Below are 17,324 nucleotides of genomic sequence, written 5' to 3'. Positions count from 1 at the left end.
GATGTCTTTAACGACCGAATCATCGACGAATTTTTGGCTAACACGCCCATTCAGCGAGCGCTCTACGCAGATTTTTCTCGGCGTGCTACTGGCCGCGCTGGCGCTGGTCACCATCCTGCACGTGGCAGTGCCGCCGGATAACCCACTGCATGTGGGTGCCTATACGGTCAACCTGTTCGGTAAGTACCTAAGCTACGCGTTGCTGGCCGTGGCGGTGGATCTGGTGTGGGGCTATCTGGGCATTTTGAGCCTCGGCCACGGCGCCTTTTTCGCCATTGGCGGTTACGCCATGGGCATGTACCTGATGCGCCAGATTGGCGATCGCGGTACCTACGGCCACCCGGTGCTGCCCGACTTTATGGTGTTCCTGAACTGGGACAGTCTGCCGTGGTTCTGGCACGGTTTCGATATGGCTTGGTTCGCCTTTGCCATGGTTCTGCTGGCGCCGGGGCTGCTGGCGTTAGTGTTCGGCTTCTTGGCGTTTCGCTCACGGGTCACCGGGGTATATCTGTCGATTATCACCCAGGCACTGACCTTTGCCTTGATGCTGGCTTTCTTCCGCAACGAGATGGGCTTCGGCGGTAATAACGGCCTGACTGACTTCCGCGAAATCGTCGGTTTTGACCTGCGCAGCGATGCCACGCGCCTAGGGTTGTTCCTGGTCACCGGCGTTGCGCTGGCGCTGGGGTATATCCTGTGCCGTGCGATTGTGACCAGCAAGCTGGGGCGGGTCAGCGTGGCCACTCGGGATGCCGAAGCGCGTACGCGCTTTCTCGGTTATCGGGTCGAGCGCTTTCAGCTGTTTGTGTTTGTGGTCTCGGCGATGCTCGCAGGCCTGGCGGGGGCGCTCTACGTGCCGCAAGTGGGGATTATCAACCCCAGCGAGTTCTCGCCGATTTTCTCCATCGAGATTGTGCTGTGGGTCGCACTGGGCGGTCGCGCCACACTCTATGGCGCAGTGATTGGTGCCATTTTGGTTAACTATGCCAAAACCATCTTTACCGGCGTCATGCCTGATGCCTGGCTGTTTGCATTAGGTGCGATGTTTGTACTGGTCACAGTGTTTCTGCCCAAGGGGGTAGCGGGGCTGTTTCGCTACCTCAAGCGTCGCAAGCGCGACGATTCGGCTAACCCTGATCATCAACAGACATCCAAGGAGGCCTCCGCATGAGTTTGCTGCAATCGCTGTCCCAGCGTGATCGGGTGTTCGATTTTATGGCGCCCCAAGCCTCGCCGGTGGACGTTCGCCACGGGCCGATCCTTTACATGGAAGATGTCACCGTGAGCTTCGATGGCTTTAAAGCCATCAATAACCTCAACCTAACCATCAACGACGGTGAGCTGCGCTGCATTATCGGCCCCAACGGGGCGGGTAAAACCACCATGATGGATATCATCACCGGCAAAACCCGCCCCACCAGCGGCAGCGTATGGTTTGGCAGCCGCCATAACCTGCTGCACATGAACGAGCCTGATATTGCCAGCCTGGGCATTGGCCGCAAGTTTCAAAAGCCCACGGTTTTCGAAGCGTTGTCGGTATTTGAAAACCTGGAGCTGGCCATGGCCGCCGACAAGCGGATTTTTCCTACCCTGACCGCCCGCATGACCGGCGAGATCAAAGACCGCATCGATGACGTACTGGAAACCATTGGCCTGACAGCACTGCGCCATCAACCTGCGGGCATTCTTTCCCACGGCCAGAAGCAGTGGCTGGAGATCGGCATGCTGCTGATGCAGCGCCCGCGTCTACTGCTGGTGGATGAACCGGTGGCGGGCATGACCGAGCAGGAGATGGAGCGCACTGCCGAGTTGCTCACCGGGCTGGCCGGTAAACAGTCCGTGGTGGTGGTGGAGCATGATATGGGCTTTGTGCGTTCGATTGCCCGCCAGGTGACGGTCTTGCATCAGGGCAGCGTGCTGGCGGAAGGCACCATGGATCAAGTCTCCAGCGACCCCAAAGTAATCGAGGTCTACCTGGGTGCCGATGACGAGGAGGCCGCCTGATGCTAGCGATCGAAAAGCTCAACCAGTTTTACGGCGAAAGCCACACCCTCTGGGATCTTGACCTTGAGGTGCCTGCTGGCCAGTGCACCTGCGTGATGGGACGCAATGGCGTGGGCAAAACCACGCTGCTAAAAGCCGTGATGGGCGAAGTGGCCATCAAAAGTGGCGAGCTGCGCTATACCGCCGAGGCAGGCGAGATCGAGCTGACTAAAAAAGCCGTTGAGGCGCGCTCGCGGTTGGGAATTGGCTACGTGCCTCAAGGGCGACAGATATTTCCGCTGCTGACCGTAGAGGAGAACCTGCGCACCGGCCTTGCCGCCCGCAGTGACGGGCTAAAAAAGATTCCCGAGCGGGTCTATGAGCTGTTCCCAGTGCTTAAAGAGATGAAACACCGCCGTGGCGGCGACCTTTCCGGTGGGCAACAGCAGCAGCTGGCGATTGGCCGCGCACTGGTCATCGAACCCAAACTGCTGATTTTGGACGAGCCAGGTGAGGGCATTCAGCCCAATATCGTCGCCCAAATTGGTCAGGTGATTCGTCAGTTGATCAACGAGGATGGCCTTACGGTACTACTGGTGGAGCAGAAGCTGCCCTTTGCCCGTAAATACGCCGACCGCTTTGTGATTATGGATCGCGGCCGACCGGTGGCCAAAGGGGAGATCAGCGAGCTCTCCAATGAGCTGATCAAGCAGCATCTGACGGTTTAAGTTATCCACACCCGGTTACCGCCTGCCCGGCCAAGCGGTTGTCGAAAGGCGGTCGCTTTTTTGCGCGCGGATGAGCGGTGTTTCCAAAAGCTGGGCTTCAAACGCTGGGCGGAGGCTCCACCGGCGCCTGGCGTGCCCGTTGGCGTTTGACCAGTTGGGTAATCACGCCGTAGCGTGGCCCTGCTAGAAAGGCGAGCATCAGGAATACGCCAGTCATGACGGCCATCATGCCGCCAATGGAGACGTTGAGATACACTGCGAGGTAGTAGCCAGAAATACTCGAGGCGATAGAAATTAGCGCACCGATGATAAACATCATCCACAGCCGGTCAGTCAGCAAATAGGCGGCGGAGGCGGGAACAATGGCAAAGGCGATAAACAACACCGCGCCTACCGCATCAAAGGCCGCCACAGCAGTGGAACTAGTTAGCATTAGCAGCACATAGAAAAGAATCGAGGGCATAAAGCCGAACGTTTTGGCCAGCGCCGGATCGAAGGTGGCCAGCTTCAGCTCCTTATAAAAGAGTCCGATAAACGCGTAGTTGAGCACCGTCATCACACTCATCGATACCAGCGCCTGAGGGATGGGCAGGCCGAAGATGTCGAGTGTATCCAGCCAGACAAAACCGATCTCCCCGAGCAGCACGGTATGCGTGTCGATATGCACATCATTGGCATAAATATTCAACAGCAGCACGCCGATAGAGAACAGAGCCGGGAAGACCAGGCCGATAGCGGTATCCTGCTTGACCCGTTTGGTGCTCGCTAAGGCTTCGGTGAGCAAGACGGTTAACAGCCCAGTGAGGGCGGCCCCGATCAGTTGTACCGGCCCGCTCTGTTGCTTGGTCAGCAGCCAGACGATGACGATGCCAAACACAATCGAATGGCTGATTGCGTCGGATAACATGCTGTTGCCGCGGAGCACTAAAAAGGTGCCCACCGCCGAGGAGGCGATGCCTACCATCGCGCCCACTAGCATAATGGGCAGGGCAGTTGTGGTCAGTAGCTCTGCCATCATGATGCTAATTCCTCAAAAGCCGCGATCACTCTTCTAGCCTCCGCCTGGCCCTGTGCCGTTAGCCCCCAGCCGCCGTCGCTTGGGGTGGCACCGCGTGGAGAGCGGGTTAGGTAGCCTTGCTGCTTAAGCTTGTTGAGCATCCTGCGTGAACCGAGTGTTGAGGGGGCGCATGAGGGATCGGCCGAGTGTTTATATAGCGCATAAAGTAGCTGCTGTTTCTGCAGCGCTGACTTCTGGCGATAGTGCTTTATCACACCCCACAGCAGGCCACGGCCGGGCGCCAATGCCAACGATATAAGCACGATGGCGGTTGCGGTAAGGACAATCAGCGGGCCGGTTGCCAGGCCACGCGATAGGGTGCTGATGGTTGCCCCTGAAACACCACTGACAATACCGACGCCTGCGGCGATGGTGAGCATGCCGCCTAGGTGGCGGCTCCACTGTCGGGCGGCGGCCGCGGGTGCCACGATCATGGCGGCCATCAAAATCACACCGACCATCTGCAGGCCGACGACGACTGCTAGCGCAACCATAGCGGTGAGCGATGCTTCAATCACGGTGATAGGCATGCCGAGCGTGCGGGCGTACTCCGCATCAAAGGTGACCAGCTTGGCCTGTTTCCAGAAGACGGCAAGCAGCAGCAGCGTAACCAGCGTAATGCTGCCCATCACCCATAAATCGGAGCGCAGCGTCGCGGCGGCCTGACCGAACAGAAAGGCCTCAAGACCGCCCTGGGAGGCGTTATTGGTACTCTGTATATAGGTGAGCAGAACGATACCCACGGCAAAAAAGATACTCAGGCAGGCGCCCAGGGCTGCGTCAGTTTTCAGGCGGCTTAAGCGCGTTAGCATCAGCATAATCAGCGCGGCGGCGGAGCCGGTGATCAGTGAACCAATAATAATCCCGCCAATATCCCGGCTGCCGGTGATGATAAAGCTTAAACAGATGCCGGGAAGGGCTGCGTGGGAAATTGCGTCTCCCAGCAGGCTTTGGCGACGCAGCACCGCAAAACAGCCCAGCGGGCCGCTGATCAGCCCCAGCAGCGAGGCGCCAATGACTACATTCTGAAAGGTGTAGTCAGATAAAAGCTCAAGCCACACCATGGGTTACTTCACCTTTGAGGCGGAAAACATTAACGATTCATTGTCGTTAAGTAGCGCGATTTGGCCGCCGTAAGCCTGGCGCAGGTGATCGATCTTGAACACCTCCTCGGCCTTGCCGCTGGCGATGACTCGCACGTTGAGTAGCAGTAGCCAGTCAAAGTAGGTGCGAACCGTTTGCAGATCGTGGTGTACCACAATTAGCGTTTTGCCCGCGTCGCGCAGGCGGCGCAGGATATCGATAATGGCCCGCTCGGTGGTGGCATCGACGCCCGCCATGGGTTCATCAAGAAAATACACATCGGCTTGCTGCACCAGCGCACGGGCCAAAAATACGCGCTGCTGCTGGCCACCTGAGAGCTGGCTAATCTGGCGCTCAGCCAAGGCACTCATACCGACCATCTCAAGTGCTTCCTGCGCCTCGTGGCGCTCTTTTCGCCCCGGTCTTTTGAGCCAACCTAAACGCCCGTAAAGCCCCATGGTGACCACATCCAGTGCAGTGGTGGGAAAATCCCAGTCAACGCTTGAGCGCTGGGGCACGTAGCCCACCCGTTTACGCTGCGTGGCGTAAGGCCGCCCATGCACCATCACCTCGCCTGACAGCGACGGCACCAGCCCCAGGAGGCTTTTGATCAACGTGCTCTTGCCCGCCCCGTTAGGGCCGACAATGCCCGCCATGACACCGGCGGGGATATCCAGATCGATATCCCATAGCACGGGCTGGTTATGGTAGCTCACCGTCAGGTTTTTAATGCTCAGTGCGGTGTCTGTAGGGTTGAATATCGCCATGGATGCACTGCCTTATCGAATGCTTATTGAGCGAGTTGCCACTCGCTGGCCCAGTCATCCAGTGCCTTTGGCAGCGGGGCCAGCGAACCGCCTAGCGCCTCGACAATGTGCTGGGTGTTACGGTAGATCATGCCCATATAGGTACCATCTACCGTGCCTTCATCGCCCATGGCGTCGGAATAAAGCTGGCCGCCGATGGTCACATCATGGCCTTGCTGCCTTGCGGCATCGATCACTGCCTGAATGGTGCGCGGGTTGATGGTGCTCTCGACAAATATGGCGGGCACGTTACGGGCAACAACGCTATCCGCCATGCTGCGAATATCGGCGATCCCAGTTTCGGTTTCGGTACTGATGCCCTGAATCCCTTCCACCTCAATGTCATAGGCACGACCAAAGTAGCTGAAAGCGTCGTGGGCGGTGACAAGAATACGCTGCTCTTCGGGGATGCTGGCAATGCTCTCTTTAACCCACTCATGCAAGGCTAGCAACTGAGCCTGATAACGCTCGGTATTGGTTTCAATCGTCGTGGCGCACTCAGGGCGTGCTTCGCTCAATGCATCGCTTAGGGTGGGCAGTGTTTGGGCCCATAAAGAGACATCCATCCACAGGTGAGGGTCGACTCCGTAGACATCCTGAGCGGTGATCAACGACGCCGGATCAATGGAAGCGGGCGCCACGGCAAGCGTGGGTGTTCGTGCCGAGAAATTCTCCAGCACACTCCCCAGCTGTCCTTCCAATGAGTAGCCTGAATAGAGAATGTGTTCGGCGCCCCGCAGCAAGGCCACGTCGCTAGCGCTTGCCTGATACAGGTGGGGGTCTACGCCGGGGCCCATCATGGCTTCCACATTAACGCATTCGCCGCCTACTTCCTGCGCTACATCTGCAATCATCCCAATCGTTGCCACCACGTTTAAGGGCGTTTCATCGGCAGTTGCCAACGCACTAAAAGGCAGCGTTCCCAATAGAATCACGGCATATTTTGTTGCCATTATTTAGCTCCAGACTCGTCATGAGGTAGATGGGCTGAAATTGCTTTGTGTAAACTGATTGTCCCGAGGAAAGAAGTATAGCCTTGGCTAAGTTTGTGGCGCTATTCATGAAATGTCAAGCGGATAAAAGGCGCTGAGGTGGGCTGAAAAGGGGAGCCTGAGTTATGGCGGGAGTAAGCGCAAGGTGTGCTACTCACGTACCTCTACGCCAGGTAAGGCATCAACAGGCCTTGGTTATGTTTTGGAGCGTCACTCGCTTACCGATTGGCCCTATAGTATGGCGAAGCACCGCTGCCGCGCCGCCATGCGAGCCGCTTGTGGGTTTATTCGCTAAAACCCTGCTCTGTGTTCGGTTGACGAAAATGCTTGGCGTGTAATATTGGCTGTTGATCAATAAGAAGCAGGTGGGGTATGCGCTATAAAGATAAACATCAGCTCGCCGCCGAGTGGCAAGCGCTTCTGGAGCGCACGCCCAAACCGTTGCGGCAAGCAGTCGAGACGTTGGTAGAGCACCACGGCCAAAACTTTGCTGACCACTTTTACCGGGTGATGCTGGAAGACCCGCATGCTTCGCTGTTTCTCTCCAACGCTCAAGTGGAGCAGCGTTTACACCCCTCAATGCAGCGCTGGCTGAAGGCCATGTTTGCCGTCGATCACGCCGATTTTGAGTCCCTGGTTGAGCAGCAGGAAAAAGTGGGGCAGGTGCATGCCCGCATCGATATTCCGGTCAACCTGGTGCTAAGCGGAGCGCGGCAGCTTAAGCAGGCGTTTTATGAGCAGATCAACGCCACGTTCAAAAGCCCGCTATCGCCGGGGGATGCCTCGGTGTACGTCTCCGACCATATTGATATGGCCATGGAAATCATGAGCCACGCCTACTCGGTGGCCAGTGACCGTAATGCGCGCACCGAAGAGGCGTACAAGCTGTTTTCACTCACCCAGAGCATTGGCGACGAGCGTGAACGCCAGCGTTCGGCGCTGTTGAATTGGGAGAATGCGCTGATGTTTGCCATCGCCGCCCAGCAGGATATAGCCACGCTGCCGCGGTTATCCAATTCCGATTTTGGTCTGTGGTACTTCCATAAAGCGTGCCATGCGTTCGAGGGCGTGCCGGAGATTGCCACTATTTCACGCCATATTCAGCAAGTGGATTGTGAGTGGCTGGAAGTGCTGCTACATGACGATGCTAGCCAGCGACTTAAGGCGCTGGGCGAGATTCGTGATGCCGCCCGTACGGTGTTGATGCTGCTCGACAATGTGTTAGAGCGCGCCTCCGGTTTGGATGCGGGGCGCGACAGCTTGACCCGGTTGCTCAACCGCAAGTTTTTGTCAGTGGTGCTTAGCCGTGAAATAGACATTGCCCGCCACTCGGAGCACTGCTTTGCGCTGTTAATGGTAGATATCGACCACTTCAAATCGATCAACGATACTCATGGGCACGACGCCGGCGACAACGTGCTGCAGCAGGTGGCGAGCATCCTTGATCGCTCCACCCGTGGGGGTGATTACGTGTTTCGCATGGGCGGCGAGGAGTTTTTGATTGTGCTGGTCAATACTGACCATGACGGCAGCCGGTTATTTGCTGAGCGTTTACGCCAATCGGTGGCTAAAGAGCTAATGCTCGCTGGCGCCGATACGCTGCTGAACGTGACGATTAGCGTGGGTGTAACGCTTCACGATGGCCACCCGGACTATCACCACTCCTTGCAGCGGGCTGATCAAGCCCTTTATGAAGCGAAGCGCGGCGGTCGTGACCGGGTCGTTGTGCAGTAATGGTGTGAAGAGTGAGTGCATTTATTTGGTGCATGTTGGGTCTGATATCGTTCTGTTTTGGTGCGCCTGGATGCGTAGCACTGCAAGCCACCGCCGTTCATCCCTACCATTGACCGCACAGCAGGGCTTTTCACCATTTTGGCGCATTAATTGCTTACCTATGTCAAAGGCTTAGTGAAAAGGAAGCGGTAGCAACCCATGATCCTGTGCGAACTCGCCAAACCACACATTGCCTCTGGCCACCGCTTCGATGCAGGCCGCCATTGGGCGGCTTCGTTAGCACTCACCTTCGCTCATCGGGGCAGTGCTACTCGCATGGTGCAGGCGCGTCATCAGGGACCACTGCGGGTGCAGCGCCCTTTCTATCCCGAAGGGCGTAGTGAGGCTTGTCATGTTTATGTGCTTCACCCGCCGGGCGGGTTAGTCAGCGGCGATGCGCTTACCATTAGTGCCCATGTAGAGAGCGGTGCCCATGCGCTGCTGACGACTCCGGCTGCCAATAAACTCTATAAAGCCGACAGCCAGGGCGTGGCATGGACGCAGCATACCCGGTTGAGCGTTGAAGATGGCGCGACTCTGGAGTGGCTGCCCCAGGAGACCATCGCCTTTGATGGTTCCAAGGGTGAACAGCGCACCCAAATTGACCTTCACGGCAGCGCCCGTTGCCTGGGCTGGGAAGTGATGGCACTGGGCCGCCCGGCCAGCGACTTACCCTATGTTTCCGGGCGTATTGAGCAGCACTTCCGCTTAACCCTGGATGGCAAACCGCTGTGGCTAGAGCGCCAACCGCTAGACCCACTACACCCACGCTTTGCCGGGCGCTGGGGGCAGGGCGGTGCCACGGTGCAGGCCACGCTCTGGGCAGTGGGGATTGCCGACGCGCCTGCTGCCATTGAAGCCTTGCGTGAAGCGCTGCCGGATAACCCGCGCTGGGCGGTCACCGTCCGCCACGGTGTTCTGCTGCTGCGCTATTTAGGCAACTCGCGTAACGAAGCCTGGGCGTTATGCGAACAGGCTTGGCAACTGCTTCGCCCCCGCTGGATCGAGCGTGAAGCACATACACCACGAATTTGGCTAACCTAATTAGCATCACTGCGATGCACTGCTGGAGACACATTCCATGGAATTAACCCCAAGAGACAAAGACAAGCTGCTGCTGTTCTCAGCCGCCCAATTGGCGGAGCGCCGCAAGGCGCGTGGTTTAAAACTCAATTACCCGGAAGCGGTGGCGCTGATCAGCTTCGAGATTATGGAAGGCGCCCGGGATGGCCGCAGCGTAGCGGACTTAATGAGCTATGGTCGCGAAATCCTTAGCCGTGAGGATGTGATGGACGGTGTCGCCGAGATGGTCGACGAGGTTCAGGTCGAAGCCACCTTCCCTGACGGTACCAAGCTGGTCACTGTCCATACGCCAATTGTGTGAGGGGTTAATTGTGAGGAGTGAGGGGTGGATTGTGAGGGGTGAGGAGTGAATAGTTAGGGGTGAGTAGTAGTGGGTTACGCACCCCTCATACCTCTCTCTTTACACCTCACACCTCTCGCCTAACACCTCACAAAAAAACAAAGGAGCAACCAAATGATTCCCGGTGAGTACAAGTTAAAAGAAGGTGATATCGAGCTGTGCGCGGGGCGTGAGCGGATTAGCGTCGAGGTGGCCAATACCGGCGACCGCCCGATCCAGATCGGCTCCCACTACCACTTTGCCGAAGCCAACCCGGCGCTGGTGTTTGATCGCGACAAAACCCGAGGCTTTCGCCTGGACGTGGCCGCAGGCACGGCGATTCGCTTTGAGCCTGGCCAGACCCGCGAAGTCACGTTGATTCCCTATGTCGGCAATCGGGAAATTTACGGTTTTCGCGGCGATGTCATGGGTACGCTCGACGGAGGTAAGCAATGAAACCGGTTAATAAGATCAGTCGGCAAGCCTACGCCGATATGTATGGCCCCACGGTGGGCGACCGCGTGCGTCTGGGCGATACCGAGCTTTGGATTGAAGTCGAACAGGACGCCACCCACTACGGTGACGAAGTGAAATTCGGTGGCGGCAAAGTCATCCGGGATGGCATGGGCCAAAGCCAGCGTGCTGACGACACGGTAATGGATACCGTGATTACCAACGCGCTGATTCTGGATTGGTGGGGTATCGTCAAAGCCGACGTGGGCATTCAAAATGGCCGCATCGCGGCGATTGGCAAGGCAGGCAATCCAGACGTACAGCCTGATGTTGAAATCGTCATTGGCCCCGGCACCGAAATCATCTCCGGCGAAGGCAAGATCCTGACCGCAGGCGGTATCGACTCTCATATCCACTTTATCTGCCCCCAGCAGGTCGAAGAAGCGCTGATGAGCGGTATCACCACCATGCTGGGCGGTGGCACCGGTCCGGCGACTGGTACCAACGCAACCACCTGTACCCCCGGCGCTTGGCACATCGGTAAGATGCTGCAAGCGGTGGACGATATGCCCATGAATATCGGCTTTCTGGGCAAAGGCAACGCCAGCCTGCCTGAGTCCCTAGAGCTCCAGCTCCAAGCAGGCGCCATGGGCCTCAAATTGCACGAAGATTGGGGCACCACGCCTGCCTCGATCAATAACTGCCTTAACGTCGCTGATGCCTATGATGTGCAGGTGGCGATCCACACCGACACCCTGAATGAGTCGGGCTTTGTGGAAGACACCCTGGCCGCGTTTAAAGAGCGCTGTATCCATACTTACCACACCGAAGGCGCTGGCGGCGGCCACGCCCCGGATATTCTCACTGCCTGCTCGAAAGCCTACGTGCTGCCCTCTTCTACCAACCCAACGCGGCCCTACACCGTCAACACCATCGACGAACATCTCGATATGCTGATGGTGTGCCACCACCTGGATCCCAATATCCCTGAGGACGTGGCCTTTGCCGACTCGCGCATTCGCCGGGAAACCATCGCCGCTGAGGATATCCTCCACGATTTGGGCGTGATCTCGATGATTGCCTCGGATTCCCAAGCCATGGGGCGGGTCGGTGAGGTGGTCTGCCGCACCTGGCAAACCGCCCATAAAATGAAGGTGCAGCGCGGCCTGTTGCCGGAAGACGAAGCCCTGGGTGCCGATAACCTACGCGCCAAGCGCTATATCGCCAAGTACACCATTAACCCGGCGATCACTCACGGCATCGCTCACGAAGTAGGTTCCATCGAAGTCGGTAAGCTGGCGGATCTGGTGCTTTGGAAACCGGCCTTCTTTGGCGTCAAGCCAGCGATGATGATCAAAGGCGGCATGATTGCGGCGGCGCCCATGGGTGATCCTAATGCCTCGATTCCCACCCCGCAGCCGGTGCATTACCGCTATATGTTCGGCGCTTTTGGCCGTGCGGCCAGCCAAACCCGGCTCAGCTTTGTCAGCCAGGTCGCGCTGGATGCGGGCATCAAAGAGACACTGGGGCTAAATAGCGAACTGGCGGCGTGCAAAAACGTGCGCCAAGTGCGCAAAAAGGATATGAAGCTAAACGATGCCTGCCCAGAACTAACCGTCGACCCGCAAACCTACGAAGTGCGCTGCGATGGCGAAATTTTAACCTGCGAGCCCGCCACCGAACTGCCGCTGGCTCAGCGTTATCATTTATTTTGAATAGCGCACTATGACCGCCAGCAAGTGCAGTGCCGGGGGTAGGTCTACGTGAGGGCGCTGTAAATACATCCCTGTACGCTACTTTTGCCATCCATGGCAAAAGACCCTCACTACGACCTACCCCCGGCTCGGCTACTGGGTGCTTAACTGCAGGTTCTGAACAGGATGATACCAATGCTTAAACTCATAGAACGCTTAGGGCCGATAGAGGAAAGCGCGGCGAGCGATACGCTCACGCTACCCTTTGAGCTACGTATTCGCGGGCGCTTAAAAGCCCAAAGCGATAGCGGCCGCGAACTGGGTCTGTTTCTGGATCGCGGCCCGGTGCTGCGCAGCGGCGAAGGTCTAAAAGCCGAAAGCGGCGAAGTGGTGCGTGTCTGCGCCACGGTAGAACCGGTGGTTACCGCGCGAGTGAGTACTGGCTTACCGCTGGCGCGGCTGGCCTACCACCTGGGCAATCGCCACGTGCAGCTGGCGCTGGGTGAAGATGAAAAGGGCGGCTGGGTGCGCTTCCCGCCGGATCATGTGTTGGAAGAGCTCGCCGAGCTGTTAGGTGCCGAACTAGAGCACCACAACGCAACGTTCGACCCGGAGCCGGGTGCTTATAACCAAGTAGGTGGCGGACATTCACATGGTCATTCGCACGGTCATTCACACGACCACGATCATGACCACTCGCATGAGCACCACCATGCCCACTGAACTCACTGCGCTAGAAAGCCAAAGTGATGAGCTAGCGCTGCTAGGGCTGATGCAGTTGGTGAGCCCAGCGTTGCCCATCGGCGCCTTTGTCTTTTCCCAAGGTCTGGAAAGCGCCTTTGAGCTGGACTGGGTGCGCGATGAAGCCAGCCTCGCCGAGTGGCTAAACGGTGTGCTGGAAGATGGCTTAACCCGCTGCGAACTGCCAGTGCTGGCGCGGTTGCATGATGCGTTTGGTCAGGCGTTTGGCCAGGCGGACATGGCAGAAGGTCGTAAATCAATTGCCGCGTGGGATGAGTGGCTGGCTGCTACCCGGGAAACCGCCGAGCTCGCCGCCGAAGATAGCAGGCTGGGCGCCTCGCTAAAACGCCTACTGGGCAGCTTGAACTTGTTGCCGAGAGAGCAGCAGTTGCAAAGTGAGGGATTACTCCCACCCTTGCTTCCGCCCCAAGCAGGTTATGTAACGCTGTTTGCCTACACGGCCCACGTCCGTGGCGTGTCTGTTCGCCAAACGCTGCTGGGGTTTGCCTGGGCGTGGATGGAGAACCAGCTAGCGGTGGCCTGTAAAGCCTTGCCGCTTGGCCACACCGCTGCCCAGCGAGTAATTGAACAACTGCGCCCCGCGCTAGTGAATGCCGTTAATCAGGCACTTACGCTGGATGATGAAGAGCTGGGCCCGGTGCTGCCCGGTCTGGCACTGGCTAGCGCCTTGCACGAAACCCAATATTCGCGCCTGTTTCGAAGTTAGATGGCCTAGAAGTTAACGAGGAGAGAACAATGACTCACTGTTTACGCGTTGGTGTGGGTGGCCCGGTTGGTTCCGGCAAAACTGCACTGCTCAAGCAACTCTGTTTAGCGCTGCGTGATTACTACGATATCGCCGTAGTCACTAACGATATCTACACCCGCGAAGACGCCGACTTCCTGCTCAAGCACGATGCCCTTCCAGCGGACCGTATTCTGGGCGTGGAAACCGGCGGCTGCCCGCACACTGCCATTCGTGAAGACGCCTCGATGAACTTGGCGGCCATTGATGAGCTCCAGGCGCGTCACCCGAAGCTGGAACTGGTCATGGTCGAGTCGGGCGGCGACAACCTCTCGGCGACCTTCAGCCCCGAGCTTTCCGACCTAACGCTCTACGTCATCGACGTCTCGGCAGGCGACAAAATCCCCCGCAAGGGTGGGCCGGGCATTACCAAATCGGATCTACTGATTATCAATAAAATCGATATCGCCGAGCAGGTGCACGCCTCACTAGAGGTAATGGAGCGCGACTCCAAGAAAATGCGCGGCGAGCGGCCCTTCGTGTTCACCAATCTTTATGACGGAGTAGGGCTTGAGGAGATTATCCGCTTTATTCTCGATAAAGGGATGCTTGATGAGCGGCGTCCGCAGGCCGAAGTGACCGCTAGCTAACGTCAATCGACCCGCGTAATTGGTTGGCGATTGGGGTCGACGTGCCATGGCAAGCCAAGGCGGGTATTGCGCTCTAATTCGGCAATCACCTGGGCGCCCAGCAGTAAAATGATGGCGCCCACTTCCAGGCTAATCAGTACGACCACCAGCGCTGCCAGCGAACCGTAGACGGCGTTAACGAACGAGAGATTGGCGAAATAGTAAACCAGCAACAGCCGAACCCCCTCCCACAGCAGTGCTGCCACAAAGCCCCCAACGATTGCCCGACGTAAGGCGATGCGCACCACCGGCAGCACTTTGTAGATAGCGCTGAACAGCAGGAACACCCCAGTGAAACTGGCCAGGTTAAGCACCGGCTCGGAAAATCCCGCCAGCGGCAGTTCCCGTTCAAATAGCAGCATCACCAGCGTATTAAGCGAACTGGCCAGGGTGACTACCAGCGTGAGAACCATAAGCGCCGCCCCCAGTACCACCATAAAGGCGTAGGGCAACATTACCGAAACCCAAATGCTGCGTTTGATATGCGGGCTATCCGGTGCATGGAAAATGATCGCCAGGGCGTCTTCCAGCATACGAAAGGCGAATGAGCTGAACAGGAGCAGAATGGGAAAGCTCAGAATGCCAATCACATCTCGCGATTCCAGCAGGCTGCGAACGGCCTCCAGCAACACTTCCGCGTGGGCAGGCGCCATATGGCGTGCCTGTACGGCCAGCACATTGAGTAAGTGCTGCTGATCGACGACTTGGGTTAACAGCACAACGAGCACGGCAAAAAGCGGCACGATAGAGAGCAGGATGTTGTAGCCCACTCCGCCGGCCAGCAGGACACCGTGATTTTTCAGGAAATTGCATAATACGCGCCAAGCAAAGTGAACCAACCTAGGGAGCAGGAGCAAGACAGCGCTAACAAATGGGTGGTTTCGAACCATGCTTGCTATTCTCCTTGGACATTAGGCCCTATCGCCATGATACGCTGATGGCAATGGCAAATAACAAGGGCAAATATCAAGGAAGTCCCGAATTGCCTGATCTGGCTTCAGGAGAGAGTAGTAAGAGGCAGAAGCTAACTTACCGCCCTACAAACAAAAAGGTCGCCCTGACCAGGCGGTAGGGAGGTCAGGGCAACCGAAGATTGTGGTTAAGCGACTTGCTTAAAACGGGCCATCCCTGGCCACCACATCCTCACAGTGAACCTTTACTTTATGAATAACCTTAACTTAGGTTATGAACCTAACTATTAGTTGCTAATTATTTGAATCTTAAGTAAAAAAAATAAAAAACTGGTAAAGTTCGTGCACTTTAGGTCGATAAGGCTCCTATAACTACTAAAAACTCTTCACTCAAGACTGACTCTGGAGCTTGCTCACATATGTCCACTCCTTCTGCTCCCAAACGAGCCCTTGGTTTACAAACCAAGGTGCTGATGCTTGTACTGCTCCCTCTTCTGTTAGTGACGGTTGTGCTGGTCGGGTTTAAAGCCTACAGCAGCGCCCAAGACACCCGCGATACGTTGGCAAACCAGCGTGAAATGCTGATTGAAGAGCGCCGCCATGCGGTGCGCGATATCGTCCAGATGGCGACTTCTGCCATCGAGCCCATTTACGAACAAGCCGGTGCCAACGATGAGGCAGCCAAGCAGCAGGTAGCCGAGCTGGTGCGTTCCATGCGCTTTGAAGATAACAACTACATTTTTATCTACGACTATGACGGTAACAATATCGTCACGGCGCCTGCACCGGAGCGTGAAGGTACCAACATGATCGACGCGCAAACCCCCGATGGCACTTATCTGATTCGCGAGATCATTCAGCTTGCTCAGAGTGGCGGGGGCTTCTACAGCTATATGTGGGATTACCCAGGTACCGACAGAATTGAACCCAAGCACTCCTTCGTTGACCGCCTTGAAAAATGGGACTGGCTCATTGGTGCAGGCGTTTATGTCACCGATGCTGACGATGCTATTGCCGAACTTGAAGCCGCGGCCGCCGCCGATTTGCGCCAGGGCATTATATTTGCCTCCTTGTTGGGTCTGGGTCTATTTATTGTGATTGCACTGATAGCGTATGGCTTGGTGCGTCGCACGCTGGGGCCGATCAAGCGCACTACTGCGGCTATGCACGATATTGCCCAGGGGCGCGGTGATTTAACCCGTCGCTTAGCAGTTGAAAGCGGTGACGAAATTGGCGAGCTTAGCGTTCAATTCAACGCCTTTGTAGCGCGGATGCAGAACACACTTCGTGATGTACGCAGCAGTACGCTCAGCGTGCACCAGGCCGCGGGGGAGATATCACAAAGCTCTGATGAGCTTGCCACCCGTACCGAGCAGGCGGCCGCGAACCTGCAACAAACCTCAGCTTCCATGGAAGAGATCACCTCGACCGTTAATCACAGCGCCGACAATGCCCAGCAGGCCAATACGCTGGTGCAGTCTACTGCTGATGTAGCCCGCGAAGGTGAGACCTCGATGGGGCAGGTGGAAAGCACCATGAGCGATATTAACGACTCCGCATCGCGCATCAGTGACATCATCAGCATGATCGATTCGATTGCCTTCCAAACCAATATTTTGGCGCTTAATGCCTCGGTGGAAGCCGCAAGGGCAGGTGAGCATGGCCGCGGCTTTGCCGTGGTGGCACAAGAAGTTAGGGTTCTGGCCAGTCGTTCCAGCGATGCTTCCAAAGAGATTCGTGCGCTTATTGATGCATCGGTTCAGCACACTAACTCCGGTGCGAAGCTGGTACGCAGCGCCGGTGATACCATGCGTGAGATTGTCTCCAGCGTGGCGAAAGTCACCGATGTAATCGGTGAGATCACCGCTGGCGCTAAAGAGCAGAGCAGCGGTATTGGCCAGATCAACACTGCCGTGGCTGAAATGGACACCATGACCCAGCAGAACGCCGCCATGGTGCAGGAGTCCACCACCGCTGCCGCCAATATGCGCCGCCATGCGGAGCACCTGAATCAGTTAATCAACTCCTTCGTACTTGGTGACGATGAGCCCACGCCGCGGCACGAAGCGCTAGCGTCTCCGACCCCTCAGCAACGTGGCAGTGATAGCGCCATGAAGCGCCCTGCGCTTTCATCGCACTCCTCATCACAGCCATCATCAAAGCCCTCACCGGCAAAGCATGCTGCAGATGAGTGGGAAGAGTTCTAACGTTCACTACCAGTGCTTGTGATATCAGCGCTTGGGAAAGATGGGTATAAAAACGGGGCT

General features: G+C 57.0%; 17 protein-coding genes. 12 read left to right on the top strand and 5 right to left on the bottom strand.

Annotated features, from left to right (window positions below):
- The first annotated feature begins 1 nt into the window (after position 1).
- The 3 genes from urtC to urtE are packed head-to-tail and all read left to right on the top strand — an operon-like array spanning position 2 to position 2,711.
- Positions 2-1,171: an urea ABC transporter permease subunit UrtC gene (urtC, locus tag HALTITAN_RS02660; RefSeq protein ID WP_009286161.1), complete on the top strand. Its 1,170-nt coding sequence runs from the start codon at positions 2-4 to the stop codon at positions 1,169-1,171.
- The gene (urtD, locus tag HALTITAN_RS02655; RefSeq protein ID WP_009286160.1) at positions 1,168-2,004 is read left to right on the top strand and encodes an urea ABC transporter ATP-binding protein UrtD; all 837 of its coding nucleotides are present in this window, start codon (positions 1,168-1,170) and stop codon (positions 2,002-2,004) included. Before urtC ends, urtD begins: the two co-directional genes overlap by 4 nt.
- Positions 2,004-2,711, top strand: a complete 708-nt coding sequence (urtE, locus tag HALTITAN_RS02650; RefSeq protein WP_009286159.1) for an urea ABC transporter ATP-binding subunit UrtE — start codon at positions 2,004-2,006, stop codon at positions 2,709-2,711. The genes urtD and urtE overlap by 1 nt, the downstream gene beginning before the upstream one ends.
- 97 nt (positions 2,712-2,808) lie before the next feature.
- Here the strand turns inward: urtE and HALTITAN_RS02645 are convergent, their stop codons facing one another.
- From HALTITAN_RS02645 to HALTITAN_RS02630, 4 genes are read right to left on the bottom strand one after another with little or no spacing between them, the layout of a single operon-like run.
- Positions 2,809-3,729, bottom strand: a complete 921-nt coding sequence (locus tag HALTITAN_RS02645; protein WP_009286158.1) for a metal ABC transporter permease — start codon at positions 3,727-3,729, stop codon at positions 2,809-2,811.
- A complete protein-coding gene (locus HALTITAN_RS02640) occupies positions 3,726-4,832 on the bottom strand; it encodes a metal ABC transporter permease (RefSeq protein WP_009286157.1) in 1,107 nt (368 codons plus the stop codon). The genes HALTITAN_RS02645 and HALTITAN_RS02640 overlap by 4 nt, the downstream gene beginning before the upstream one ends.
- A gap of 3 nt (positions 4,833-4,835) precedes the next feature.
- A complete protein-coding gene (locus HALTITAN_RS02635; protein WP_039857604.1) occupies positions 4,836-5,618 on the bottom strand; it encodes a metal ABC transporter ATP-binding protein in 783 nt (260 codons plus the stop codon).
- 23 nt (positions 5,619-5,641) lie between these two features.
- Positions 5,642-6,610, bottom strand: coding sequence for a metal ABC transporter solute-binding protein, Zn/Mn family (locus tag HALTITAN_RS02630; protein WP_009286156.1), 969 nt, complete (start codon positions 6,608-6,610; stop codon positions 5,642-5,644).
- A gap of 411 nt (positions 6,611-7,021) precedes the next feature.
- Here HALTITAN_RS02630 and HALTITAN_RS02625 point away from each other — a divergent pair, with 411 nt between their 5' ends.
- From HALTITAN_RS02625 to ureG, 8 genes are all read left to right on the top strand, one after another.
- Complete coding sequence (locus HALTITAN_RS02625; RefSeq protein WP_009286155.1) at positions 7,022-8,383, top strand: diguanylate cyclase; 1,362 nt, start codon at positions 7,022-7,024, stop codon at positions 8,381-8,383.
- A gap of 198 nt (positions 8,384-8,581) precedes the next feature.
- Positions 8,582-9,466: an urease accessory protein UreD gene (locus tag HALTITAN_RS02620; RefSeq protein WP_009286154.1), complete on the top strand. Its 885-nt coding sequence runs from the start codon at positions 8,582-8,584 to the stop codon at positions 9,464-9,466.
- Positions 9,467-9,503: 37 nt separating this feature from the next.
- Entirely contained in the window at positions 9,504-9,806 is a 303-nt protein-coding gene (locus HALTITAN_RS02615) for an urease subunit gamma (protein WP_022521353.1), read from the top strand.
- Positions 9,807-9,959: 153 nt separating this feature from the next.
- A complete protein-coding gene (locus HALTITAN_RS02610; RefSeq protein WP_039857602.1) occupies positions 9,960-10,280 on the top strand; it encodes an urease subunit beta in 321 nt (106 codons plus the stop codon).
- Complete coding sequence (ureC, locus tag HALTITAN_RS02605; RefSeq protein WP_009286153.1) at positions 10,277-11,992, top strand: urease subunit alpha; 1,716 nt, start codon at positions 10,277-10,279, stop codon at positions 11,990-11,992. The genes HALTITAN_RS02610 and ureC overlap by 4 nt, the downstream gene beginning before the upstream one ends.
- Positions 11,993-12,166: 174 nt before the next feature.
- A complete protein-coding gene (gene ureE / locus HALTITAN_RS02600) occupies positions 12,167-12,694 on the top strand; it encodes an urease accessory protein UreE (RefSeq protein ID WP_039857599.1) in 528 nt (175 codons plus the stop codon).
- Positions 12,684-13,439, top strand: coding sequence for an urease accessory protein UreF (locus HALTITAN_RS02595; RefSeq protein WP_201764675.1), 756 nt, complete (start codon positions 12,684-12,686; stop codon positions 13,437-13,439). The genes ureE and HALTITAN_RS02595 overlap by 11 nt, the downstream gene beginning before the upstream one ends.
- Before the next feature lie 29 nt (positions 13,440-13,468).
- Positions 13,469-14,107 carry an urease accessory protein UreG gene (gene ureG, locus HALTITAN_RS02590; RefSeq protein WP_009286151.1) on the top strand — a complete coding sequence of 213 codons (639 nt, stop codon included), beginning with the start codon at positions 13,469-13,471 and terminating at the stop codon, positions 14,105-14,107.
- A gap of 2 nt (positions 14,108-14,109) precedes the next feature.
- Here ureG and HALTITAN_RS02585 read toward each other — a convergent pair whose 3' ends face one another.
- Complete coding sequence (locus tag HALTITAN_RS02585) at positions 14,110-15,036, bottom strand: YihY/virulence factor BrkB family protein (protein ID WP_009286150.1); 927 nt, start codon at positions 15,034-15,036, stop codon at positions 14,110-14,112.
- Between the two features lie 440 nt (positions 15,037-15,476).
- On the opposite strand from HALTITAN_RS02585, the gene HALTITAN_RS02580 reads away from it, so the two are divergent.
- A complete protein-coding gene (locus HALTITAN_RS02580) occupies positions 15,477-17,264 on the top strand; it encodes a methyl-accepting chemotaxis protein (RefSeq protein ID WP_009286149.1) in 1,788 nt (595 codons plus the stop codon).
- Positions 17,265-17,324 lie beyond the last annotated feature (60 nt).

It is taken from the genome of Vreelandella titanicae BH1 (assembly GCF_000336575.1).
GTDB classification, from domain to species: domain Bacteria; phylum Pseudomonadota; class Gammaproteobacteria; order Pseudomonadales; family Halomonadaceae; genus Vreelandella; species Vreelandella titanicae.
The sequence above is the reverse complement of the archived record's forward strand: the minus strand, read 5'-3'. Positions and strand labels throughout refer to the sequence as shown.